Below are 23,085 nucleotides of genomic sequence, written 5' to 3'. Positions count from 1 at the left end.
ACGCCGCGTCAAGGGCAGATCCGGTCCGTGCACCGAGTCAGTTAGCGGCGGTTGTCGCGCTCGTCGCGGTCGCAGTTCTCACGGCTTCCCGATTTGGCCAGGCCGCGGCTAATCATGTAACCGATGGTGAGGAGCGTGGCGGACAGACAGGCGGAGCTGGCCCCGAAACCCTGCCCGTCGTCCCCGTTATCGACCATGGCGGAAGCGATGAACGCGCGACGAGAATCAGCATTCAGGCGATGAATTCGGTCGTCTTGAAAGCAGCCTTCGTCTCGGTCGAAACGCTCACGGGCTCAGATCACACCGCTGTCTGTGTTCGACGGAACCTGGTTCTGACACACCACGCGTTGCTCCTGCTCGGCGCCGGACCGCACGGACCGACTCAGCGTCCGGCGTTGGCCTCCGGGCGCAGACGGATGAGCCGATGCGGGCCATCTTCCTGCAGCTCGGCCACCTCGCTGCGCGAGGAGAGGAAGTCGGTGAAGGAACGGAAGCCGAGCGGTTTTTCGTTGAACGAGGGGTCCATCCGGCGCATCTGGTTCTTTACCGTGCCGGTGTTCAGCCACTCGTCATCGTCGCCCTTTGCGTGCCCGATCTGCAGGGCACGCACGAGGAGCTCCGACGCGATTGTCTGAGGGTCGATGTCCTCGGCCGGTTCCGGCTCCGGCTCGTCGAATTGCGAACTTGTGGTGTGCGAGAACATCGGGATCGTCGTCAGGGTGCGGGCTTTGACGGGCACCGTCTTGGGTGGCACGGTCGCGGGTTCTGCGGCCTTCCTGCCCGACGGGGGCTTCTGCACGAGCGCCACGGGGGCGGGCGCGGCGGCGGCGACCTTCGCTATGCCGGGGAGAGAGTCATAGTCTTCGAATTCGTCGCACGCAGCCGCGAGGGAGGTGCTGGTCGACCCGGCCACTCCAATGCCCACCACGAAGCGACCGAGACGTTTCGACTTCTGGGCGAGGGCGATGTAATCCGAGTCACCGGCGACGATGATGACGTGGGTGAGGTCGGGCAGCCGGAAGAGGTCTTCGACCACGTCGACGGCAAGACGGATGTCCGCCCCGTTCTTCGTTCCCCGCGTGGTCGTGGTGAATAGCTGGGTGAGGTCAACCGCTCGGGACATGAGCTGGCGTTGGTAGCTCGCATTCACGGGCACGGACCAGTCGGCGTACGCGCGATTGACAACCAGCGTGCCGAACGACGCGGCGAAATCAATGATCGCGTTGAAGTCGACCGTCGCGGCGTTCAGCTTCGCGGCAACCTCGGGCTCGGCATCCGCGCTCGATCTGTCGAAATTACGGATGCCATCGCGCTGGAAGGCATTTCGTCCGTGTAGTTGCTGATAGCGAGAGACGACGATGTTGTCGAAGTCGATGTAGAGGCCGACGCGTGCATCATTCGGTTCAGTCATGGTGGGTTCCTTAGCTACCGGGCGGACGAATCAGTCGCAACCCCAGACTCAAGTCTGCTGCGCACGATGCGACGACGGCAACTCGCGGAATCGACTGCGGCGCTCAGTACGCGCGCACCGATCCGCGCCGAGCCTGCCGGGAGGTACACAATGAGGTATGGCCACTGACGATCCATGCCCGGTTTTCTTTCTCTCGGATAGCACCGGAATCACGGCGGAAACGCTCGGGAGCACCCTCCTGTCCCAGTTCCCCACCGTGGAGTTCGACCGCACGACGATCCCGTTCATCCTGAATGTGGACCAGGCCCAGGCCGTGGTCGACCTGATCGACGCTCTGGTGGAGCGCGGCCAGAAGCCGATCGTATTCTCCACGGCCGTGACCAGCGACATCCGCCGCACCCTCGGCACCTGCACGGCCACCCTGATCGACCTGCTCGGAACCTATCTCGGCGAGCTCGAGGAGACCCTGGCGACGCAGGCCAGCAACGAACCAGGGCGCGCCCACGGCCTCGGCAACGCCGCCCGCTATCAGTCCCGCATGACGGCCGTCGAATACGCGATGGAGCACGATGACGGCCAGAGCCTGCGAGCGCTCGAGAAGGCGCAGCTGATCCTGGTGGCCCCGTCGCGCTGCGGCAAGACCCCCACCACGATGTACCTGGCGCTGCAGCACGGCATCTTCGCGGCGAACTTTCCTCTCGTCGACGAGGACTTCGAGCGGGAGGGTCTCCCCAAGCCACTGCGACCGTTCGTGGACAAGTGCTTCGGGCTCACCACCAATCCCCTGCGCCTGAGCCAGGTGCGCACCCAGCGCCGGGAAGGTTCGCCCTACGCGTCCCTGCGGCAGTGCGGGTTCGAGCTGCGCAGTGCGGAGCGACTCTATGCCTCCCACGGAATTCCGTTCCTCAACTCGGCGAGCATGTCCGTGGAGGAGATGTCGGCCATGATTCTGCAGCAAATGAACCTCAAGCGCTGACTCACATTCAAAACGCAGACAAGTGAACATGTCAATCAAGTAAACAAATTGCGCTCAGGCCGGATAGACCTGTCACTATGGGAACAGGGCGCTTATCCATGAGGTGAGCCTCCTCACCTCGTGGCCTCACCTCTGGTCGCACACTGCAAGGGAGCAGAACACATGACGACAGACATCCTCTGGTTTTCCGAAATCGGACTCACGGACCTGGACCGGGTGGGCGGCAAGAACGCTTCCCTGGGCGAAATGGTGCAGAATCTGACGTCGGCCGGCGTCAAGGTGCCCGACGGATTCGCCACCACCGCGGACTCCTACCGCCGGTTCCTGTCCGATTCCGGTTTGGACCAGCGGATCATCGAGCGCCTGCGGGGCCTCGACATCGACGACGTCACCGCGCTGGCAGCGGCCGGCAAGGAAATCCGCGGCCTGATGCGTGACACGCCCTTCCTGCCCGAGTTCGAGTCCCAGATCCGGGCCGCCTACGCGGCCCTGGTCCTGAAGCACGGCGGCTCCGACGACATTTCCTGGGCGGTGCGTTCCAGCGCCACCGCCGAGGACCTTCCGGATGCGTCCTTCGCCGGTCAGCAGGAGACGTTCCTGAATGTGCGCGGAATCGAGAACATCCTGCCGGCCATCAAAGATGTCTTCGCCTCCCTCTACAACGACCGGGCGATCGCCTACCGGGTGCACCACGATTTCGAGCACGCCGAGGTGGCGCTGTCGGCCGGGATCCAGCGCATGGTGCGCTCGGACATCGGCTCCTCCGGGGTCATGTTCACGATGGACACCGAATCCGGCTTCCGCGACGCGGTCTTCATCACCTCCTCCTACGGTCTGGGCGAGGCCGTCGTGCAGGGCGCCGTCAACCCCGACGAGTTCTACGTCTACAAGCCGGCACTCGAGGCCGGCCGTCCCGCCATCCTCAAGCGCACCCTCGGCGAGAAGGCGCTGCAGATGACCTTCACGAAGAACCGTGAAATCGGCCGCACGATCGACTTCGTTCCCGTGGACGTCGACCTGCGCAACCTGTTCAGCATCGCCGATGCCGACGTGGAGGAGCTGGCCCGCCACGCCCTCTCGATCGAGGCGCACTACGGACGCCCGATGGACATCGAGTGGGGCAAAGACGGCATCGACGGCGGCATCTACATCCTGCAGGCCCGCCCGGAGACGGTTCAGTCGCGAGCGACCGCGGTGTCCCAGAGCCGGTTCAAGATGAACGAGACCGGTAAGGTGCTGGTCGAGGGCCGCGCCATCGGCCAACGGATCGGCGCCGGAAGCGTGCGCATCCTCTCGTCCATCGACCAGATGGCGAGCTTTGCCACCGGCGACGTGCTCGTCGCGGACATGACCGACCCCGACTGGGAACCGATCATGAAGCGCGCCAGCGCCATCGTGACCAACCGCGGCGGCCGCACCTGCCATGCCGCGATCATCGCCCGCGAACTCGGCATTCCCGCGGTCGTCGGCACCGGGACCGCCACCGACATCCTCTCCGACGGCCTCGAAGTCACGGTGTCCTGCGCCGAGGGTGAGGCGGGCCTGATCTACGAAGGGCTGCTCGACTTCGGCATCGAGGAGACCGCGCTCACCACCCTGCCGCCGGCCCCGGTGAAGGTCATGATGAATGTCGGCACCCCGGAGCAGGCGTTCACGTTCGCCCAGCTGCCCAACCACGGCGTGGGTCTCGCCCGGCTCGAATTCATCATCAACCGTCAGATCGGCATCCACCCCAAGGCCTTGCTCAACCTTGCCGACCAGCCCGCCGACGTGGCCCGCGAGATCAACACCCGCATCGCCGCCTACGGCAATCCGCGCGACTACTACATCAAGCGCCTGGCCGAGGGCGTGTCCACGATCGCGGCCGCCTTCGCGCCGGAGACCGTGATCGTGCGGATGAGCGATTTCAAGTCCAACGAGTACGCCAACCTCATCGGCGGACCGGCCTACGAGCCGCACGAAGAGAACCCGATGCTCGGGTTCCGCGGTGCGTCCCGCTACCTCGAGCCCTCGTTCCGGGACTGCTTCGACCTCGAATGCGAGGCGCTCTCATTCGTGCGAAACGAGATGGGGCTGACCAACGTCAAGCTGATGATCCCCTTCGTGCGCACCCTGGACGAGGCCGCGGGCGTTATTGAACTGCTCGCGGAGAACGGGCTGCGCCGTGGGGAGAACGGCCTTGAGATCGTCATGATGTGCGAGCTGCCGGCCAATGCGCTGCTCGCCGACGAGTTCCTGGACTACTTCGACGGGTTCTCCATCGGCTCCAACGACATGACGCAGCTGGCGCTCGGCCTCGACCGCGACTCGGCGATCGTCGCCGGCGGCTTCGACGAGCGCGACCCGGCCGTGAAGAAACTGCTCAGCATGGCGATCGCGGCCTGCAAGGCCCGCGGCAAGTATGTGGGCATTTGCGGTCAAGGCCCCAGCGACCACCCGGACTTTGCCGAGTGGCTCGTCGCCGAGGGCATCGACTCCGTGTCGCTGAACCCCGACACCGTGGTCGACACCTGGCTGCGGCTCGCCGGCGTGACCGCGGGCAGCAATCACTTCGGCACGGATGACGCCGCCACCGACCCCAAGGATGCCTCGGCCGCCTGATCGGAGGTCGAGCTCGCCGAGCCCCGCGGGCGGCGCCCGAATCACCCGGGAACGTGCCACGCAGCTCGGCGCACTCCGGGCATCCGTCGTCGGTGCCTAAACTCGGGGATTTTCACGACACGCCGCGAGATCAGGCTGGGGTGACCCAGCCGGCGTTACGGCAATTTCTCCGAGTTTGCGTAGCGACGGATGCAGCGGGCACCGGGCGTCAGAGCGGCCCGATCAGCTTGCCGGCGTCAGTAGACGTACGGCTGGGCGGGCTGGTCCGTGGGTGTGATCTCGCTCGGAACAAGGGCGATGGTCTCATCGCTGCGGATGCTCGGGTTGGTGTTGAAACCGCTCTCGATGGCAACCCAGCTGTCGGTCGGGAATTCGTCCTGCCAGCCGGGGTAGTAGACGGGGATGCCGACCGGCTGCGCGTCGACCGCGCAGCAGGACACGACGAAGCGGGCCACGAAGAACACGTTCTCGGGGTCGCTCGTGTCGGGCGTGACGAACCCGGTCACGGTCGCGGTCTTGTCGGCGAAGAAGTCCTCGCCGGCGCCTTGGCGCAGCAGCGAGGACCAGTCCCGCACGGTGAAGGTCGAGTAGTTGCCGCCGACGAGGTCGCTCGCCTCTTTCTGCGTGATGAGCGAGGTCGAGCCGTTCAGGTCGCGCTTGGCGACCGTGGCCGTGGTCAGGGTCGCCGGCGGCAACACCAGGAGGCCCACGGTGGCCGCGACGATGATCAGGATGCTGCCGGCCGGCCAGAGCCACGCCCAGCGTCCTCCGTCGTCCTCAGGCAGCTCGTGCTCGTGCTCGTCTTCGGCTGCGGGCAGGAGAGCGAATGCGGCCACCACCAGCGCGGCGGCGATCACGGCCATCACCATGGTGAACACGAAGTACCGGGGGTGGATGTAGAGCCCGAGCTGCCCGCTGACCCCCAGGCAGACCGTGGCCACAATGCCCACGATGCTGAGAAGCGCGCCCTGCCAGCGCCGCAGGAGCCGTCTAAACGACATAGTTGATCGCCAATCCGAGAACCGCGGAGCAGAGAGCCACAATCAGGGTGAGCTGCATCAGGGTCTTGGCCGTGAAGGTCGTGCGCAGCAGGGCCAGCATCTTGATGTCGATCATCGGGCCGAAGACCAGGAAGGCCACGATGGCACCGGGCATGAACGTCGCACCGAACGAGAGGACGAAGAAGGCGTCGACGTTGGAGCAGATCGAAACCACGAAGGCCAGGGCCATCAGCGCCAGCACGGACCAGACCGGGTGGCTGCCGAGCGTCACGAGCACCTCGCGGGAGACGGCGGTCTGGATCAGCCCGGCCAGTCCGGCGCCGATAAAGAGCGCCGGCAACATCGCGCTGGTCTCCTTCGTGAACAGGCCGGCGCTGCGCTTGATCTTCCCGTCGGCCGCGTCATGGTGGTCGCCGAGTGCACAGGCATCCTGAAACCGGGGAGCGAGCAGGGACTCGGGTTTCGGGTGCCGGCTGTAGATGTAGCCGATCAGGTTGGCGATCAGGAATCCGCCGGCGATGCGCCAGACCAGGATGCCACTGTCCCAACCGAAGGCCTGCTGGGTGGTGATGATGGTCACCGGGTTGAGGATCGGGGCCGCGAAGAGGAACGTCATCGATTCGCCGACCGTCAGCCCCTTGGCGATCAGGCCGCGCGCCAGAGGCACATTGCCGCACTCGCAAACCGGCAGCAGCATGCCCAGCAGCGAGAGTACGACCCGCCGGGCGACCGGGTTCTTCGGCAGGCGCCGCAGCAGGAACCCCTCCGGCAGCCAGGTCTGCACCACGATCGACAGCACGATGCCGAGGAAGACGAACGGCAGCGACTCGATCACCACGCTGATCGACAGGGTGACGAAGTCGCGGAAGGTGTCCGCCAGGGTGTCGGCAGGGGCCGACGGCGCAAACACGCGCAGCAGGATCACCAGCCCGATGATGACGAGGCCGACGGAGAGGCCGCGGCCGGGCCTCCGGCGCGCGGTGAAGGGCCGCGCGGCGATGGTCTGACTCATGGGTATATCTTGTCCTGTTTCGACTCGGTTGCGCTCGGGACAGGCAGCCATCGGCAGGAGGTTGGCGGGGGTATCCCTCGGTTAGCCGCACCAATCAGGGAGAAAACCGGACACGCTACGGCTGCTGGTGCCGCGGTCGAGGTCTACCAGGGTGGTCGTCATGCCCGAGAACGCGGGCAGGGTCGGGTAGTAGTCGCCGAGGCCGGCCGCCGGGATCGTCTCCACCGCGAGGTACTGGCCGTTCGGCGAGACGCAGAAGTCCCGCACGCGCGACGCGTCCGACGCGGGAGTGAACGCGACGCTCGAGTCGGCGGCGTCGGTGACGGCGATCAGGTAAGCCAGCTGGTTGCTGTCGCCGGTCTCCTGCAGAAACAGGCGGGCGTAGCGCCCCTGCTCGGTGAGGAGCACGAGCTTGCCGGGGTAGGCGCTCGCTTCGAGCAGGCTGGGCGCGAGGTCGAGTGTGGTCACGGCACCGTCGGCGAGGTCGATCGTCGAGCCTTGGTCGGGGTCGGCGACGACGAGCGCGCGGGTGCCGGGAATGAATCCGCGCATCTCGTCGTGCTCGCCCAACGGGGTCAGCACGGCGTCGCCGAGCATGTCGATCAGGAACAGAGTCTGCCCGGCGTTCTGCACGACGAGAGAGGTGCTGTCCGGCACGAAGCGCAGGTCCATCACCGTCATCGGCAGGCCGTCCACCCCGGTGACCTCGGCCGGGAGGCCCGAGTACTCGGTCAGGTCGTAGACGAAGGGGGTGCGGTCGTAGCGGCGCCCCGCCGTCTCCGGGGCGCTGGTGAAGGTGTACGCGATCAGGGTTTTCGATGGGGAGGCCGCCAGGTTCTCGATCACGCCCGCGCCCGGCACGGGCACCTGCACGTTGTCCCCGCCCCCGAACGAGACCACCTCGAGGGTGGCCGTGTCGTCTTCGGCGAGCGTGACGGCGGCGAGGTGGTTCTCCAGGGCGACATACTGCTGGATGCGCGGGGCGCTGAACACGATGTCTCCGTCGCCCCGGCCCTGCAGGGTCGTTCGGCGCACGGTGTCGGGCCGCTTCGCACCGGCGTCATCCACCCGGCTGTCGCGCTGCAGCGCATAGATGTCGACGTCCGGGGTTGTGAACTCGTATTCCAGGGTGGCGGTGGCGTCCTGGGTGATGCTCGCGACATCCGTCACCGTCACCGTATAGACGGTGTTGTAGCGCAGGATGCCGGCGAACTCCACCGTCAGGGCGCGGTCGGCGACACGGGCGGAGACCTCTGTAGCCGGGGATACCGCCACCTGGCCGGCTTGGACCTCGGCCAGCGGCTGGTTCGCGGTGAGCAGCAGGCGCGCGTTGCCACGCGTGACGGCGGCGTCGAGGTTGATCTCGGCGGAGGCCAGGCGGGGACCCTGGCTGAAGTTGGCCATCGCGAGGCCCGCCACCAGCAGGACGAGAACCGCAACCGTGACCGAGAAGAGCTGTCGGAAACGCCGGCCCGCCAGCCGCGCGGAGCGCGATCGATTCGCGGACGCGGGTGCGGCCGAGAGCGCGCTCCGTTCTTGGTTCATCCTGCCAATAGTATCGGCCGATTTTCCGGGCGCGCCGGAGACCGGGGGATCAGGGCCGCGCAACCGGAGAAATCGGCGCAACGCCGTCGGGGGCATAGGATCGGGGGGAGTATTCAGGCGTATGCAGTCCTAGCCCTGGTCCGCAGCGTCGTCAATCGCATTCCTCGCCGCGTTGGCGCACATCACGTCGATCCCCCGATCGAGATCGTGATCATTTGACCGCTTCGATCAGACCTCCCACTGTCTCAGGACCTACCAAGCAAGGCATCAGTTATGACTTCTACGCGATTCCCCCTGTCGCGCGCGGAAACGCGCGCCCGGCTCCTGTCCATGCGCGGTGTACTCTTCGACCTCGACGGGGTGCTCACGCCCACCGCCGATGTTCACATGGCCGCCTGGTCGCGCCTGTTCACCCGCTTTCTCGAGGACCAGGGAGTGAGCCCCGCCTACAGCGAGGCCGACTACTTCCAGTACATCGATGGCAAGCCCCGCTATGACGGCGTGCGGTCGCTGCTCGCCTCCCGGGGCATCCAGCTGCCCGACGGCGACCCGACGGACGCCCCGGAGCGCAACACCGTCTGCGGCCTCGGCAACCGCAAGAACGAGGCCTTCAACGAGACCCTCGCCGAAAGCGGTGTCACGCCCTACCCGGGATCGATCGAGTTCCTCGACTACGTCGTGGCCGCCGGCCTCGCCGTGGCCGTCGTCACCAGCTCGCGCAACGGGGAGAAGACCCTCGCGGCAGCCGGCATTCGCGGACGCTTCGAAATCGTCGTCGACGGCCTGCTCTCGGCCGAGCGTGGTCTGGCCGGCAAGCCGGCCCCCGACACCTATGAGCTCGGCGCGGCACTCCTCGGCCTCGATGCGGTCCAGTGCGTCGTCGTCGAAGACGCGCACTCGGGCATCCAGGCCGGTCGCGCCGGCAACTTCGGCCTCGTGCTCGGAGTGGACCGCGGCGTGGGCACGCAGACCCTGCTCGACGCCGGGGCCGACGTCGTCGTTACCGACCTGCACGAGCTGCTCCCCAACGTCGAAACGGAGGCCGGAGAATGAACCGGATCACCGACACGAACGACCCGCTCGACCGCAACCGATTTCCGATCGACGAGTGGGCCCTGGTCGAGAAGGACTTCTCGGGTGACGACATGGGACGCACCGAGACGCTGTTCGCCATCGGCAACGGGTACCTCGGCCTGCGCGGCAACGTGGACGAGGGCCGGGACGGCCACGCCCACGGCACGTTCATCAACGGGTTCCACGAGACCTGGCAGATCCGGCACGCGGAAGAGGCTTTCGGCTTCGCACGCGTCGGGCAGACGATCGTCAACGCGCCGGATGCCAAGATCATTCGCATTTACGTCGACGACGAGCCGCTCGTCCTGACCCTCGCGGATCTGCTCAGCTATGAGCGCCGCCTCGACTTCGCCGGCGGCATCCTCTCCCGATCCCTCGAATGGCGCACGCCCTCGGGCAAGCGCGTGCTGATCCAGTCGCGCCGCCTGGTGTCGTTCACGGAACGCCACCTCGCAATCCTCGAGTACGAGGTCACCATGCTGGACGCCGACGCGTCGGTCGTGATCTCCAGCCAGATCCTCAACCGCCAGGACGGCATCGGCGAGTACGACGCCCCGAAGCCCACCAACGGCAAGGACTTCGACCCGCGTAGGGCCGAGTCGTTCACCGACCGGGTGCTGCGCCCCCGCTTCAAACGGGCATCCGAGGGCCGCTACATCCTCGGCTTCCGCTGCACGAACTCGGGCATGACCATCGCCTGCGCCGCCGACCACCAGCTTGAGACGCTCAATGAGTACGACGAGGCCTCGCACATCGGCGACGACCTCGCCAAGCACGTCTACCGCATCAAGGCCAAGCAGGGCCAGTCCATCCGACTGACCAAGACCCTCAGCTACCACACCTCCACCGGCGTGCCCACGCACGAGCTCGCCGACCGGTGCGACCGCACGCTCGACCGCGCCGTCGCAGCCGGAACCGAGCAGTACGTCGCCGAGCAGCGCGACTGGCTCACCGCCTTCTGGGCGCGCACGGATGTCGAACTCGCCGGCCAGCCTGCCCTCCAGCAGGCCACCCGCTGGAACTTCTTTCAGCTCGCGCAGGCGTCCATGCGAGCCGACGGCCAGGGCGTGTCCGCGAAGGGCGTGTCCGGATCCGGCTACGGCGGTCACTATTTCTGGGACACGGAAGTGTACGTGCTCCCCTTCCTGACCTACACGTCACCGAACGCCGCGCGCAACGCGCTGCGGTTCCGGCACGCGATGCTCGAGCACGCCAGGATGCGCGCCACCGAACTGAACCAGCTGGGCGCGCTGTTCCCGTGGCGCACGATCAACGGCCTGGAGTCGTCCGCGTACTACGCCGCCGGCACCGCGCAGTATCACATCGACGCTGACATCTCCTATGCGCTGACCCAGTACGTGTCGGCCACCGGCGATGAGGACTTCCTCTCCCGCGAGGCCATCGACATCCTGGTGGAGACGGCGCGCATGTGGGCCGACCTCGGCTTCTGGCGCGGCAACGGCAACGACGTCTTCCACATTCACGGCGTTACCGGGCCCGACGAGTACACGACCGTCGTCAACGACAACCTCTACACGAACATCATGGCCCGCTCGAACCTGCGGGACGCGGTCACCAGTGTGCGCAGACTGCGCGAGGTCGACATCGCCTCCTACGACTTCATGGTCGCCCGCCTCGGGCTCGGCGAGGCCGAGATCATCGAGTGGTCGTTCGCCGCGGAAGCAATGCACATCCCCTTTGACAAGACCCTGGGCATCCACCCGCAGGACGCGCAGTTCCTGGAGAAGGAACGTTGGGACCTCTCGCAGACGCCGCCCGCCAACCGCCCGCTGCTGCTGCACTACCACCCCCTCGTGATCTACCGCTTCCAGGTGCTCAAGCAGGCGGATGTCGTGCTCGCCCTCCTGCTGCAGGGTGACCAGTTCACGCCGGAGCAGAAACGTGCCGACTTCGATTACTACGACCCGATCACCACGGGTGACTCGACGCTGTCCGACGTCGTGCAGTCGATCATCGCGGCCGAGGTCGGCTACCACGAGCTGGCGCTCAAATACTTCACCTCGGGCCTGTTCGTCGACCTCGCCGATCTGCACCACAACGCGGCGGACGGCGTTCACGTGGCATCCGCCGGCGGTGTCTGGAGCGCGCTCGTCTACGGCTTCGGCGGCATGCGCGACCACGGCGGCAAGATCACCCTCGACCCGCGACTGCCTGAGACCTGGGAGGCGCTGACCTTCCGCGTCACGCTCCGGGGAACCCGGCTGCGCGTGGACGTGCGGCAGAGCGAGGTCAACCTCACGATCGAGGAGGGCGTCGACGTCATGCTGTCCGTGCGCGGTGTTTCCGTCATCGTGCGGATGGGCCTGCCCATCACGGTCGCGCTGACCCACCAGGGCCCGCGCGACCCGGGAGCACCCTCTCGGACCTTGGTCGAGGGCGGGCGACGGGCCGACGGCACCGTCATCACGTCCTCGATCCCGACGATCGCGCACACCACCGAGTTCCTGGAGCCGAACGACTAGTTCGCTTCCGCGGGGAGGGCCACGGCACATCGTCGGGGGCCCTCCCTCGTTTCTAGCCCTGGCCCTGGCCCCGGCCCCTCGTCCGTCGCTCTGGCAATAACCAATTCGACGGAGATTTCGCGATAGTGACCGCGTTTCACATGAAATAGGTCGATTTTCGTCAAAATCTCCGTCGAATTCGTTCGCGGCGTCGGCAGGCCAGTGCCCGGGGAGCCGGAAACCGGGACTGCTACCGAGTTACAGCGCCGCCTGGATGGCCGCCGCGTAGGCCTGGTAGCCGGCGGGGGTCGGGTGGAAGGCATCCGGACCGGCGAAGTAGACCCACGAGTCGACGTCTCCGATGCCGTGGCCCGCGAAAGCCGCGGACACGTCGACGTATTCGATGCTGGAGTTCGGTCGGATTGCCTGGGCCTGGGCTACGACGCCCTGGATGGTCTGGTTTAGCAGCATGGTTGCCCCGTTGAGCTGGGCGATCAGCGGGTTAGCCGAGGGGGCAAAGAGCAGCGGGTAGCCGGTGACGACCACGTGGGCATTCGGGGCGGCCGCCGCGACGCGCGCGTAGGTGTCGGCCAGACGGGCTGTAAGCTCGCCGGAATAGATCAGGGCGCCGGCGGTGGAGATGGCGTTCCCGCACGCGACCGGATCCGCGGACGCGCACGCCGCCGCCACGCCGGCCACATTCAGATCGTTGCCGCCCACGGTAAGTGTCACCAGGGTGGTCCCCCGGTTCAGGGACGACAGCTGCGTGGTGGTCACAGTCCCGGTGGTGGCCAGGCTGCAACTGACGTTGCGCAGCAGGTTCGTGCCCTTCACCGCGTCCAGAAGGGCGGGGTAGCCGTTCGGGCTCTGCAGGCAGCTGTCCACGTAGTCACCGCCGCCTTGCCCGGCCGCGTAAGAGTCGCCCAAGGCGACGTACTTGTTGGCCGGGGCCGTGGGTGCGGCGGATGCCGGTAGAGCACCAGCGGCAAGCACGCCCGAGGCGGCGAGGATGGCGGCGAGGACGCAGGACAGGAGTCGGATTCGGGGTTTCATGGCCCGACTTTACTCGGATCTGCGCTCTAGGTGCAGGGTTGATTTCGGCACGACCTCAGCGACTCCCGGAAAGCGGCCTGGCGCTCAGCCAGCTCGGCTTTCTGGGCCGCCCGTGCTCACGGTGCCGACCTCACCAATTCGACGGAGATTTTGCCGGGATCACCCCGATCGGTGCGAAAAACCGGGTTCCTGAGCAAAATCTCCGTCGAATTGGTTCGCGCGCTCAGGGGATTGAATCGCGCGTCAGGCGGCAAGAACGTCAGGCGGTAAGGGGCACGTAGCGGTAATACTCGATGCCCTGGTCGTAGAAGTCGGGGCCGTTCGCGGTGCCGAGGTGGTCGACGACGAACTGGTCCTCGGCCGGGGCCGGCACGAGGTCACCGGGGCGCCCCTCGTGCAGCGCGATGTACTGCGCCTCGGTCAGGTCGACCGGGCCGTGCAGGGCGGTCTCGAAGTTGATGCGTGCGGCGGCGGCCTGCCAACCCTCGGCGACCCGCATCGGGAGAGCCTCGGCGGCGTCGCCGCTGCCGTAGCCGAGCGCCAGCCACTCCTGGCCGGCGAGCTCGAGCCCCTCCGTCAGTGCGTGCTGCAGACCGGATGCGAGCCACGCCGGCAGTGCGGCCGTGTAGAGGTTGCCCAGGTCGCGCATGGCGTCCGAGCCGAGGCCGAGCTTCTCGCTGACCAGGGTGTTCCAGACTTCGGTGCTGCGCAGGTGCTGGCGCAGGCGGCGGGACAGCGGGAAGACGTCACCGATGATCTCGCCGATGTCGGCCCCGTTTCCGTGGAACGGCGAGGGTGCGCACATCTCGGCGAGCAGGAGGTCGGCGTCGATCCCGGCATCCGCGCAGTGCGCGCGCAGCTGGTCGCGGCCCGATTCCTCGTCGGCCGCGAGCGTGAACAGGTAGGCCATCACCCAGCCGGTCGCCGGCATCTGGTGGTACGGGCGGTGCATGAACACCCGGTCGACCTCGTTGAAGTAATCGAGGGAATTGCCGGGGCGCTTTCCCAGCATGGCCGTCATCGCGTGGTGGGTCGCGTCGATGTAGCAGCTGGTCGAGTACCGGCCGTTGAACACGGGCAGGTCCTGCATCTGCCCGTCGTCGCGGGGCGGCTGCCCGCGGAAGCGCGCGAACGGCTTGCGGAAGTCGGCCACCCGGTAGTCGGAGTCGCTGCCGGACCCGGCCAGATTTACTTCCAGCAGTCGGGCCTCGCTTTCCAGGAGCACAGCGACGGCGCCTGCACCTTGGGTGGGCTCGCCGCTGCCGCCGCGAGCGTATTCGGCGATGTCGGCGGAGACGACGATGGCCTGGCGGCCCACGCCATCCGTCGCCAGGTAGCGCAGGGCGGCCTTGATGCCGTAGACGCCGGCGAGGCAGGCCTGCTTGAACTCGGGCACCTCGCAGTCGCGCGCGAGCAGCGGCATGCCATGGGCGGTGAGGGCATCGTTGACCATGCCCTTGACGATGACCGCACCGGCCGAGTTGTCGCTGCTGGATTCGGTGCCGAGGGCCAGGAGGCCGACCTGACCGGGGTCGATGTCGTAGTCGCGGATCAAACGCCACACCGCGTTCGCCGCGAGCGTGTAGACACTTTGGCCTGGGCCGCGCATGCGGAAGCTGCGTCCAACGACGTTCCGGACCTTCCCCCACGGCTGGTCGTTCCAGTCGCACCAGGCTTCGAGCTGCACCCGGTAGGGCGGCACGAACAGGGAGAATCCACTAATTCCAGGCGTCAACAGTTCCCTCTTCAGGTTTGGCGTGGTTGTTCACCCACACCGGGTCTCAAACGCACCACTCCATTATCAACGGATCGGTTGGTGAAAGTGGTGACCAGGATCAGATCGTCAGGCGGAACCGACCCGATCACGGCGGTGCGGCCCCCCGGGAAGCGACTAAAATCGAGTGAACCCGATCGGAGCACCACTGTGGACCAACCCATCGATGGTGGCGCCACCGCCGTGGCCCGCGCGCACAGCAACATCGCCCTCGTCAAATACTGGGGCAAGCGCGACGCCGCCCTGAACACGCCCGCGGTCGGCTCCATCTCGGTCACGCTCGACGCGCTCTACACCGACACCCGCGTCACCTTCACGCCCGGTCTGGTCGCCGATGAACTGTGGCTGGCCGGATGCCGCATCCCGGCCACGCGCATCAGTCACGTTCTCGACCTGGTGCGTGGGCATGCCGCCAGCATTGGCCTGTCCGCCGCCCGACTGAACGCCATCGTGACGTCGACGAACAACTTTCCGACCGGGGCCGGCCTCGCCTCGTCGGCGTCCGGCTTCGCCGCCCTCGCGGTTGCCGCGTCCGGCGCCGCCGGCCTCACCCTGGCCGACCGGGAACTGTCGATCCTGGCCCGGCACGGCTCGGGCTCGGCCGCCCGCTCGATCTTCGGCGGCTTCGCCGAGATGCACGCCGGCACCGCCGCCGACGGATCGGACGCCTACGCGGAAGAGCTGCTCGACCGGGCGGACTGGCCGCTGGCGGTCGTCGTGGCGATCACCGAGCACGGCGAGAAATCGATAAATTCCACTATCGGCATGAACGAGAGCAAGGCCTCCTCGCCGTTCTACCAGGCCTGGCGTGACTCGGCCGACGACGACCTCAACGAGATGCGCTCCGCCATCCGTGACCGCGATTTCGCCCGGCTCGGGCAGCTCTCCGAGTACAACTGCCTCAAACTGCACGCCCTGATGCTCACGACCCGACCCGCACTGATCTATTGGAACGCCGCGACCGTCGCCGCGATGCACGCCGTGGCGGGTCTTCGCGCCCAGGGCGTGCCGGCCTATTTCACCATCGACGCCGGGCCGCAAGTCAAGGTGCTCTGCCTGCCCGGCGACGCCGCCGCGGTTCAGCGGGCGATGGTGCTCGTGCCCGGCGTGCTCGAGGCGCGCATCAGCGCGCTCGGCCCGGCCGCCTGCCGGCTGGAATGACCATGGCGACGACTCTGCCGACGCCTCCGCCGAAGCCGACGATCCGGGCGTCCGCGCCCGGCAAGCTCTTCCTGCTGGGCGAGTACGCCGTGCTCGAGGGCGCGCCGGCCCTGCTCACCTCCGTCGACCGACGCGTAGAGGTGACGGTCGACGAGTCACCCACGGGCTCCTGGCAGGTCAGCGCGTCCAATTTGGGCATCCGGAACCTGGTGTTGGGCACGGGTGGCGCCCTCCCGGCCGGGCTCACCGACCAGCAGCGCGACCACCTCCGCGTCTTCGACCAGGTGCGCGTCGCCGTGCAGGCCGCTGCGCTGCAGGCGCGGGTGCTGCCGCAGAGTCAGGCCCCGCTCGCCATCACCATCGACAGCAGCGCGCTGTCCCGGGGCGGCCACAAGCTCGGCCTCGGTTCCAGCGCCGCCACCGCTGCCGGCCTGACCGACGCCCTGGCCCGCGCCCTGGGCCTGACGCTCGACCGGGACGAGCTGTTCCGCCTGGCCCACGCCGCCCACCGCAGCGCGCAGAACGGCGCCGGCAGCGGCGGAGACGTGGCCGCGAGCGTGCACGGCGGGTTGATCCGCTATGCCCCGGGTGCCGCAGTGGTGCCTCTGCGCTGGCCGGAGGAGCTCTGTATCTCGGCCGTCGTCACCGGCGAGGGTGCGCTGACCACCCGTCTGGTGGGCCGCGTGGCCGACTACGCTGCCGAGAACCCCGCCCGGCACCGGGCCGACCTCGACCGGCTGAAACACCTCGCCGAACAGGCCGAGGCGGCGCTGGCCATCCCGGCCGATTTTCTGAGCCTCGCCTCCGACTACTTCGCGGCGCTCACCCAACTCGACGCGCATGCCCAGGCCGGCATCGTGAGCGAGCGACACCGTGAACTACACGCCCTCGCCCGGCGCAAGGGCGGCATCTTCAAGACCAGCGGGGCCGGCGGCGGAGACGTCGGTCTGGCCTTTAGCTACGCTGGAGAACCCACCGAGCGACTCGCCAGGGCACTCGCCCGGGCCGGGGCCGCCATCGTCCCGCTCGGCTTCTTCGCCGCCGGCCTACAGGGAGGCACCGCGTCATGAGCCGGTCCCGCATCCCCCGCTTCTACCAGTTGTCGGTCAGTGAACGCATCGCGCTCCTCCGGCAACGTGGTGTCCTGTCGACGGATGCCGCCGCGCACCTCGCAGACGGAACGTCCGCCCTCGACGTGGAGGCCGCCGACCGGTTGATCGAGAACGTGATCGGCGTCTTCTCAATGCCGATGGGACTCGGCCTGAACTTTCAGATCAACGGCCGGGACCACCTGGTGCCGATGGTGGTCGAAGAGCCCTCGATCGTCGCCGCGGTCAGCTCCGCGGCCCGGCTGGTGCGCCAGGCCGGCGGGTTCACGAGCGTCGCCGACGAGCCGCTGCTGATCGGCCAGATCCAGGTCGTCGACCTTATCGACCCCGAGCGCGCCCAGGCTGACCTGCTCGCGCGCGGCGACGAGCTCGTGGCGTTGGCCGACAGCGGGCATCCGAAAATGGTGGCGCGCGGCGGCGGCGCCCGCGGCATCGAGGTCTTCCTGCGCGGTGCGACGGCGCAGAACGGCGAACTGCTCGTAGTGCACCTGCTGGTCGACACCCGCGATGCGATGGGCGCCAATCTCGTCAACTCGATGTGCGAACGGCTCGCCCCACTGGTCGAGGAGATCAGCGGCGGCCGCGTGTTCCTGCGCATCCTCTCCAACCTCACCGACCGGGCCCTGGTGCGCGCCCGTGCTGTGATCCCGCACGCGCTGCTCGAGACCGCCGACTTCCCCGGCGAACGCGTGCGCGACGGTATCGTGCTCGCAAACGAGTTCGCGGCCATGGATCCCTACCGGGCCACCACGCACAACAAGGGCATCATGAACGGCATCGACGCCGTCGCCCTCGCCACCGGCAACGACTGGCGGGCGATCGAGGCGGCGGCCCACGCCTACGCCGGCCGCGGCGACGGCTACGGCCCGCTCACCACCTGGAGCGTGAACGACGCCGGCGATCTCGTCGGCGAACTGACCATCCCGTTGAAGGTCGGCACGGTCGGCGGCCAGGTGGAGTCGAACCCGGCCGTACGGCTCGCCCACACGATCCTCGGGGTGTCTTCAGCGCCCGAGCTGGCCGAGGTGATGGCCGCCGTGGGGCTGGCCCAAAATCTGGCCGCCCTCAAGGCCCTGTCGACCAACGGCATCCAGCACGGCCACATGCGCCTGCACGCGCGGGCCGTGGCGGCTGCCGCCGACGCCAGTGGAGCCCGGTTCGAGGAGGTCGTCGAGAGGCTCATTGCCGACGGCGAGATCAAGGTGTGGAAGGCGCGCCAGATCATGCAGGCCCTCGAAGAGAGCAGTGACGGCGACCGGGTTATTGAGCCGGCCGCGCCGGATGCCGGGTACGGCACCGCCGCCGTCGTCGCCTTGCCCGCGGCTCACCCCGCACCCACTGCCACCCTTACGCCCAGCGCTTCCGCCACGTGCGCTGCTGCCCTCACCCCCGGCGCCCCCGGCTCGGATGCCCACGTCGGCTACGGTAAAATCATCCTGATGGGCGAGCATTCCGTCGTCTACGGCTACCACGCGATCGCCGCGCCGATCGGTCTGTCGGTGCGCGCGCAGGTCACCCGCCAGGCGTCGCTCCGCGAACCGGTCATCGCCGACCGGGACGTCGACGGCTCGGTGCGCGAACCGATCCGAGCAGACCTCTCGCACCGGGTGGCGGCGCTGATCGTCACCCGGCTCGGCGTGCCCGACGCCGGCCTTCGGGTCGACGTGTTCTCTCACCTGCCGCGCGCCAGCGGCCTGGGTGCCTCCGCCGCGTTCGCGGTGGCATTGATCCGCGCCGTCGCCGACAGCTTCCAGCTCACGATCAGCGACGCCGAGGTCTCGAGCCTCGCCTTCGAGTGCGAACAGATCGTGCATGGCACCCCGTCGGGCATCGACAACACCGTCGCCACCTTCGGCCGGTCGGTTCTTTTCCAGAGATCGGATGCCCCGGGCGGCCACACGATCCGCGACATCTTCACTCCCCACCCGATCCCCATCGTCATCGGGCTGTCCGGGGTGGAGTCGCTGACGAAGCAGACCGTGGGCCTCGTGCGCAGCGCCTGGCAGCGCAACCCCGCGCGTTACGACGCGATCTTCAGCCAGATCGACGGGCTGGTGTTGGCCGGGGTAGACGCGCTCCGCCGTGGCGACATCGCCGAGCTCGGCGAACTGATGAACATCAATCAGGGACTGCTCAACGCGCTACAGGTGTCGAGCCCGGAGATCGAGTCACTCGTGGCAATCGCCCGCCGCGCCGGCGCCCTCGGAGCGAAGCTGACCGGTGGCGGGGGCGGCGGCGCCATGATCGCTATCGCCGAACCTGGCGGCACCGAGCCGATCATCACCGCGATGCGCAGCGCCGGCTACACGACTTACCTCACCGAGATTCGCTGAGCACCCGAAATTCGAACCTGTATTTGAGGTATTCGGAGCTGGGCATCTTGCCATTCCCGACAGCGATAAAAGTCGATTATGGCAGTCGTCCACAGGTTTCACGCGTAGTTATCCACACCGGGCGTTCCAGTAATTATGCGGGCAAAAGCCACATTTCACTCTGCTGTCCACAAGGTTATCCACAAGGCTGTGGATAGACGTATCTTCGACGTCTGCCAGGCCGGCCTGCCCGCCTCGCGGCGCAGGTCTCAATCGGCGGCCCTACGGCGGGCCCACGCGCCCCGGCCACAGGTCGACACCCAAACCGTTCTCCAGACGGGCCACGGTCGCCAGGTCCGGCCAGGACCGCCCGTGCAGCACCGAGAGCAGTGTCGTGTGGTCGAGCCCGGCATCGCGCGCCACGGCGCGCACGCTCCGCTTGCCGATTGCGGCCTGCACGTTCACCGCGAACTGACGGGCCACCTCGCCGACGGCGCCCGCCGACGGCACGTCGGGCCACCCCACCACGAGGTCACGGGGAGCAGGTCGCGCCGGTCTGGACATAGCCCGAGCGTAGACGACGGATGTCCCCCTCGGATCGCCCACCCCAACCCGTCAGTCGAATCCACGGTGGTCGGGCTGGTCGAGACCCGGTGAGCCGCTCTCTGAACTTGTGAACAAACCTTCGAGATAAACTCTGAATCGAGTCTCTAAATACTGACAGACTATCAACTCTGTGTTCGCTTTGAGGTATCCTCGTATCATGATCAATCTCGCGGATGACCTCAGGCAAGCGGCCGAGGCCGTCGCCCTGCTGGGTTCCTCGAGTGCCGATTATGAGGCGCTGGCTGATGCCGCAGTATTGTCCGGTCAGAAGCAGATCGCGGCGGCTCGCCGCCTGCTCGACACCCGCGCCGCGTGGATGGCCGGCACCATCGCCCGCCGGTCCCGGCCGGAGTTGGGCCACTCCGGGTTGGCGGCGCAGCAGGGGTTTCTCTCGCCGGAGGCCCTCATCCAGAAGTGGACCGGCTCCTCGAAGGGCGACGCCTACAAAATGGTCGCCGTCAGCACCATGATGGCTGATGCCGAAGCAGCCGAGAAGCAGGTCGAGGCGGCGCTCTCCTCGCCCGACAGGGATGCCGCCGAGGTCGCCGAATTCGAGGCGAAGGTGCCGTGGCAGGCGCCGATCGCCCGGGCCGTCACCGCCGGAACCCTCTCCGTCGACGCGGCCGAGTCGATCCGCTCAGGGCTCGGCCAGATCGACGCCGCGGTCACCGCCGAGAAGCTCGGTGCGGCACTCGAAGCGCTACTCACCGAGGCGTCGTCACTGAATGCCGACGAGGTCTTCAAACGGGCGAGACGGATGCGCGACCGGCTCGATGAGGCCGGCATCGCCGCCCGCGAGAAGCAGGCCGACGACGACCGCTACCTGCGGGTCTACCGGCTGGGCAACGGCAACGTGCGACTCAGCGGGCTGTTCGCGCCCGAAGATGGCGAGTTCGTGCTCTCCACCTTCGACTAAGCAGGTCAACGAACACGGGCCGGCCGAACCCGCCGCTCACGGGCAGATCGAGGGCCACCCTTTCCCCATCTCCCAGGAAACCATCGACCGGCTGCTCTGCGACGCCGGCACCCGCGGCATCAAATTCGACGACAACGGGCAGATCATCAACGTCGGCCGCGACGAACGACTCTTCACCGAGAAACAGCGCGCCGCGATGGCCGTGCGTGACGGCGGATGCCTCTGGATCGACTGCGACAGATCACCGGCCTGGAGCGAAGCCCACCACATCAACGAGTGGTTGAAAGGCAACGGCAACACCGACCTCGCCGACGGGGTACTCCTCTGTCATCCCCACCATCTGCTGCTGCACAACCAGCATTGGACGATCAGCCGCACCGGAACTCAGCATTGGTTGCGGCCACCGGTGGAGGTTGACCCGAAGCGGACACTGATCGCTCTGCCGAGCAAGCGGGCGAACCTGTAGGGCGGGACGGGTCGCCGGGTCTCGACGGGCTCGACCACCGGGGCTGAAACTACCGGAACGACACAAGGCCCCCAATCTCTCGGGGGCCTTTCTGTTCGACTGGGTGGACGGCAATCAACCCATCGTGTTCGCTGTGGGTTGATTGCAAAACTCAAAACTTCGGCCTGACCCCGTGTGCTGGTTGCGTAGTTCCTCGCGATTCTTCTGAATGATCTTGCCGATGCTCTGGCGTTCGACGAAAATCTTCTGAAAATTCATGGAATCGAGGGACACGCCTCCGCTGGCTCCACCGCGCTGTAGCGCCCGCGAGCGCCACGAAAGCTGGAACGCCTTCCTGAACCGCCTACACCCGTGTGTGGTGTGGTGCAGTTTCTGGTCATCGACGAAGTCTTTCGCGTCGCGCAGTGACCGGGCGAGGCGGTCGAGCTTGGTGGCCACAAGCGTGTCCCCGGCCCGGCATGCAGCCAGCGCTTCTCGTAGTCCTGGCCGCGCCCGGTTCGTGCCGGTGACCCTTGATCGGTGAACGTCCGGCTATCGGGCACCAGGTAGATATAGATCCAGCACATACGTCGGCGACGGGCGTCCCAACAGCGAATGCTGGAATGGATGTGCGCCAACTCACCGGTGACGACCTGGAACTCATTGCGAAAGCGAAAGCGAAAGCGGAAGAGGCAATTGGCGCCAACACGGACGTTGAAGGCGGCGTACACACAGTCAGGGCTGCCGTTTGTGATGCCACGGGACATATCCACGTCGGCGTCAACGTTTATCATTTCACGGGTGGCCCCTGCGCTGAGCTCGTCGCGTTGGGATCAGCACGAACCTCCGGAGCGCGCGAGCTAACAGCGATTGTCGCCGTGGGCGACAGTCGGCGTGGCGTGAACATCCCGTGCGGCCGCGATCGCCAAGTTCTTGCCGAAGAGAAAGCGACCGCTGATGCGGCGAGCTCGGTTGCTGGCTAGTTCGACCATGAGTTGTCACGGGACGGCCGGGTGCCTCACGAACGGATAGCTTCCCATAACGCCGTTGACAGTTCCTGATGAGGCAACCCGACCGAGCTGTGGTTCTGCGGCGTGGACCCGACCTTTTCACCTTGCTGCTGCGTGAGGAAGAATTAGTCTGTACAACCACGATCCGAGACACCAATGGGTCGTGGTGAGAATTGTGCCGCCGAGAGCTACCATTCCTCCCAGCACGATTCCCAGCGCTGATAATCCGAAATAGAAGGACAAGGCCGCACCTGCAAGTAGCACGGTGGACAGCAGGTAGGAAAACCGTCGTGGACTCGGCGTGGGGGGAAGCGCCGGAGCGCGAAACATATGGCGAACGACCAAGTTATAGACCAGATCGAGAATCATGCCACGGGGAAATAGTGCCCCTGTGAGAGGAACGATTGCACCCAATCCAAGAATGATAGGCGACTGCAAAATCAATCCGAGAACGATCAAGACAGTGCCCACTGCCGGTGTGAATCGTAGGGGCCATGCGTAACAAGACTTGGCTTCATCATCGAGGCCTCCGAATCCCTGCTTATCCAGATTGGTCTTCGTTAGTTCTCTCAGTGCCGCCACCTTCGATTCCTTGATGCTGGCCATAGGCAACCCCA

Annotated in this window: 20 protein-coding genes; 10 read left to right on the top strand and 10 right to left on the bottom strand. The window is 66.8% G+C overall.

Annotated features, from left to right (window positions below; genetic code table 11):
* Positions 1 to 41 precede the first annotated feature (41 nt).
* Together E3O54_RS16460 and E3O54_RS15600 are read right to left on the bottom strand one after the other, a co-directional pair.
* Complete coding sequence (locus tag E3O54_RS16460; RefSeq protein WP_166805270.1) at positions 42 to 197, bottom strand: hypothetical protein; 156 nt, start codon at positions 195 to 197, stop codon at positions 42 to 44.
* A gap of 185 nt (positions 198 to 382) precedes the next feature.
* The gene (locus E3O54_RS15600; protein WP_104100603.1) at positions 383 to 1,411 is read right to left on the bottom strand and encodes an NYN domain-containing protein; all 1,029 of its coding nucleotides are present in this window, start codon (positions 1,409 to 1,411) and stop codon (positions 383 to 385) included.
* Positions 1,412 to 1,568: 157 nt separating this feature from the next.
* On the opposite strand from E3O54_RS15600, the gene E3O54_RS15595 reads away from it, so the two are divergent.
* Both E3O54_RS15595 and ppsA read left to right on the top strand, forming a co-directional pair.
* On the top strand, positions 1,569 to 2,387 hold the full coding sequence (locus E3O54_RS15595) for a pyruvate, water dikinase regulatory protein (protein ID WP_104194700.1): 819 nt from the start codon (positions 1,569 to 1,571) through the stop codon (positions 2,385 to 2,387).
* A 162-nt stretch (positions 2,388 to 2,549) separates the two neighbouring features.
* Positions 2,550 to 4,988 (top strand): phosphoenolpyruvate synthase, encoded by a 2,439-nt coding sequence (gene ppsA / locus E3O54_RS15590; protein ID WP_134401983.1) that lies wholly within the window; start codon positions 2,550 to 2,552, stop codon positions 4,986 to 4,988.
* A gap of 236 nt (positions 4,989 to 5,224) precedes the next feature.
* On the opposite strand, the gene E3O54_RS15585 is transcribed toward ppsA, so the two are convergent.
* From E3O54_RS15585 to E3O54_RS15575, 3 genes are all read right to left on the bottom strand, one after another.
* Positions 5,225 to 5,989 (bottom strand): TIGR03943 family protein, encoded by a 765-nt coding sequence (locus E3O54_RS15585; RefSeq protein WP_134401982.1) that lies wholly within the window; start codon positions 5,987 to 5,989, stop codon positions 5,225 to 5,227.
* Positions 5,979 to 7,001 carry a permease gene (locus E3O54_RS15580; RefSeq protein ID WP_134401981.1) on the bottom strand — a complete coding sequence of 341 codons (1,023 nt, stop codon included), beginning with the start codon at positions 6,999 to 7,001 and terminating at the stop codon, positions 5,979 to 5,981. Before E3O54_RS15580 ends, E3O54_RS15585 begins: the two co-directional genes overlap by 11 nt.
* Before the next feature lie 81 nt (positions 7,002 to 7,082).
* Positions 7,083 to 8,546, bottom strand: a complete 1,464-nt coding sequence (locus tag E3O54_RS15575) for a hypothetical protein (RefSeq protein WP_134401980.1) — start codon at positions 8,544 to 8,546, stop codon at positions 7,083 to 7,085.
* A 273-nt stretch (positions 8,547 to 8,819) separates the two neighbouring features.
* Between E3O54_RS15575 and E3O54_RS15570 the strand changes: the two genes are divergently transcribed.
* Positions 8,820 to 9,599: an HAD family hydrolase gene (locus tag E3O54_RS15570; RefSeq protein WP_370248059.1), complete on the top strand. Its 780-nt coding sequence runs from the start codon at positions 8,820 to 8,822 to the stop codon at positions 9,597 to 9,599.
* A complete protein-coding gene (locus tag E3O54_RS15565) occupies positions 9,596 to 12,103 on the top strand; it encodes a glycoside hydrolase family 65 protein (RefSeq protein ID WP_104100610.1) in 2,508 nt (835 codons plus the stop codon). The genes E3O54_RS15570 and E3O54_RS15565 overlap by 4 nt, the downstream gene beginning before the upstream one ends.
* 237 nt (positions 12,104 to 12,340) lie before the next feature.
* Here E3O54_RS15565 and E3O54_RS15560 read toward each other — a convergent pair whose 3' ends face one another.
* Together E3O54_RS15560 and E3O54_RS15555 are read right to left on the bottom strand one after the other, a co-directional pair.
* The gene (locus tag E3O54_RS15560) at positions 12,341 to 13,135 is read right to left on the bottom strand and encodes an SGNH/GDSL hydrolase family protein (RefSeq protein WP_134401979.1); all 795 of its coding nucleotides are present in this window, start codon (positions 13,133 to 13,135) and stop codon (positions 12,341 to 12,343) included.
* Positions 13,136 to 13,394: 259 nt separating this feature from the next.
* On the bottom strand, positions 13,395 to 14,870 hold the full coding sequence (locus E3O54_RS15555) for a hydroxymethylglutaryl-CoA synthase family protein (protein ID WP_104100612.1): 1,476 nt from the start codon (positions 14,868 to 14,870) through the stop codon (positions 13,395 to 13,397).
* 189 nt (positions 14,871 to 15,059) lie between these two features.
* On the opposite strand from E3O54_RS15555, the gene mvaD reads away from it, so the two are divergent.
* Genes mvaD through E3O54_RS15540 form a run of 3 tightly spaced genes read left to right on the top strand, consistent with a single transcriptional unit; the run spans position 15,060 to position 19,512 of the window.
* Positions 15,060 to 16,070: a diphosphomevalonate decarboxylase gene (gene mvaD / locus E3O54_RS15550; protein ID WP_241976931.1), complete on the top strand. Its 1,011-nt coding sequence runs from the start codon at positions 15,060 to 15,062 to the stop codon at positions 16,068 to 16,070.
* A gap of 2 nt (positions 16,071 to 16,072) precedes the next feature.
* Positions 16,073 to 17,140 (top strand): mevalonate kinase, encoded by a 1,068-nt coding sequence (locus tag E3O54_RS15545; protein WP_134401978.1) that lies wholly within the window; start codon positions 16,073 to 16,075, stop codon positions 17,138 to 17,140.
* Positions 17,137 to 19,512 carry a hydroxymethylglutaryl-CoA reductase, degradative gene (locus E3O54_RS15540; RefSeq protein ID WP_134401977.1) on the top strand — a complete coding sequence of 792 codons (2,376 nt, stop codon included), beginning with the start codon at positions 17,137 to 17,139 and terminating at the stop codon, positions 19,510 to 19,512. Before E3O54_RS15545 ends, E3O54_RS15540 begins: the two co-directional genes overlap by 4 nt.
* A 261-nt stretch (positions 19,513 to 19,773) precedes the next feature.
* On the opposite strand, the gene E3O54_RS15535 is transcribed toward E3O54_RS15540, so the two are convergent.
* Complete coding sequence (locus E3O54_RS15535) at positions 19,774 to 20,055, bottom strand: helix-turn-helix transcriptional regulator (protein WP_134401976.1); 282 nt, start codon at positions 20,053 to 20,055, stop codon at positions 19,774 to 19,776.
* Positions 20,056 to 20,254: 199 nt separating this feature from the next.
* On the opposite strand from E3O54_RS15535, the gene E3O54_RS15530 reads away from it, so the two are divergent.
* Positions 20,255 to 21,013 (top strand): DUF222 domain-containing protein, encoded by a 759-nt coding sequence (locus tag E3O54_RS15530; RefSeq protein WP_134401975.1) that lies wholly within the window; start codon positions 20,255 to 20,257, stop codon positions 21,011 to 21,013.
* Positions 20,982 to 21,479 carry a hypothetical protein gene (locus E3O54_RS15525; protein WP_134401974.1) on the top strand — a complete coding sequence of 166 codons (498 nt, stop codon included), beginning with the start codon at positions 20,982 to 20,984 and terminating at the stop codon, positions 21,477 to 21,479. Before E3O54_RS15530 ends, E3O54_RS15525 begins: the two co-directional genes overlap by 32 nt.
* A gap of 114 nt (positions 21,480 to 21,593) precedes the next feature.
* Here the strand turns inward: E3O54_RS15525 and E3O54_RS17425 are convergent, their stop codons facing one another.
* A complete protein-coding gene (locus tag E3O54_RS17425) occupies positions 21,594 to 21,947 on the bottom strand; it encodes a hypothetical protein (protein ID WP_370248069.1) in 354 nt (117 codons plus the stop codon).
* A gap of 134 nt (positions 21,948 to 22,081) precedes the next feature.
* Here E3O54_RS17425 and E3O54_RS16530 point away from each other — a divergent pair, with 134 nt between their 5' ends.
* Positions 22,082 to 22,441, top strand: a complete 360-nt coding sequence (locus E3O54_RS16530) for a cytidine deaminase (protein WP_174720234.1) — start codon at positions 22,082 to 22,084, stop codon at positions 22,439 to 22,441.
* A gap of 126 nt (positions 22,442 to 22,567) precedes the next feature.
* On the opposite strand, the gene E3O54_RS15510 is transcribed toward E3O54_RS16530, so the two are convergent.
* Positions 22,568 to 23,074 carry a DUF4395 domain-containing protein gene (locus E3O54_RS15510; RefSeq protein ID WP_166784794.1) on the bottom strand — a complete coding sequence of 169 codons (507 nt, stop codon included), beginning with the start codon at positions 23,072 to 23,074 and terminating at the stop codon, positions 22,568 to 22,570.
* Positions 23,075 to 23,085: the final 11 nt, after the last annotated feature.

This window comes from Cryobacterium sp. TMT2-4, assembly GCF_004402575.1.
Classification (GTDB): Bacteria; Actinomycetota; Actinomycetes; order Actinomycetales; family Microbacteriaceae; genus Cryobacterium; species Cryobacterium sandaracinum.
The sequence above is the reverse complement of the archived record's forward strand: the minus strand, read 5'-3'. Positions and strand labels throughout refer to the sequence as shown.